This window comes from Halorubrum sp. SS7 (assembly GCF_005435055.1).
GTDB lineage: Archaea > Halobacteriota > Halobacteria > Halobacteriales > Haloferacaceae > Halorubrum > Halorubrum salinarum.
The window spans coordinates 1-654 of sequence record NZ_SGXV01000223.1; the positions used below are offsets into that span (position 1 = coordinate 1).

At 65.7% G+C, this 654-nt stretch carries 2 protein-coding genes; both read right to left on the reverse strand.

Features of this window, described 5'->3' with window-relative positions:
* Positions 1 to 47 precede the first annotated feature (47 nt).
* Positions 48 to 389, reverse strand: a complete 342-nt coding sequence (locus EXE44_RS17735; protein WP_137706192.1) for a hypothetical protein — start codon at positions 387 to 389, stop codon at positions 48 to 50.
* On the reverse strand, positions 382 to 654 hold a 273-nt coding region (locus EXE44_RS20440; RefSeq protein WP_158293502.1), incomplete at its 5' end, for a hypothetical protein. The genes EXE44_RS20440 and EXE44_RS17735, both read right to left, overlap by 8 nt.

Below are 654 nucleotides of genomic sequence, written 5' to 3' on the forward strand. Positions count from 1 at the left end.
CGCCGGCAGGGAACGTTACCGGCTGCGGAATCTCTCCGTCGTCCTGCTCAGACATCGACATCGACCTCGTGGCCGCCCTCACTGACGGGATCGAAGTAGTCGATCACCGACTCCACGCCGTAGCCGGCCGGCGCCTCGCGCAGCGCCTCGCGGACGCTGTCGTAGTCGGCGGGGTCGAACGTCTCGGTGCCGCCGTCGGTCGCCAGCTCGGGCTCGTCCGCCTGAAGCTCGACCTCGACGAACTCCTGGCCGTCGCGAAGCTCCGCCGCGATCACGTCGGCGGCGCAGTCACGCTCGGCCCAGTTCGCCGCGCGACCGAGTAGTGCGGCGAGATCGTCGACGCTGTCCGTCGTGAACTGCGGATCTTCCCGCTTCTGTTGCTCACTCATCGTTTGCTCCACGGCCGGGTCCGCTAACCGGCGCGACGACCACGGCGGCGTTGTCGCGATTGCCGAAGAACGGTGCGTCCGGACGAAGCGCCAGCAGCGGGCTGTCCGGGTTCTTGTCATCGTCGCCATTCGGTGGGTCAACGAGGCAAATGTCCACCTTCTCCCAGTCGAGCGTCTCTATTAATTCGAGACCCTGCTTGAGGTACTCCACGTTAACGGTCGTCTCTCGGCGTTCGAGGTCTCCCCAGTCGGTTGAGTCGATTCC

Coding starts and splice junctions, on each gene's coding strand:
- EXE44_RS17735 (WP_137706192.1), bottom strand. CDS start 389: ATGAGTGAGCAACAGAAGCGGGAAGATCCGCAGTTCACGACGGACAGC.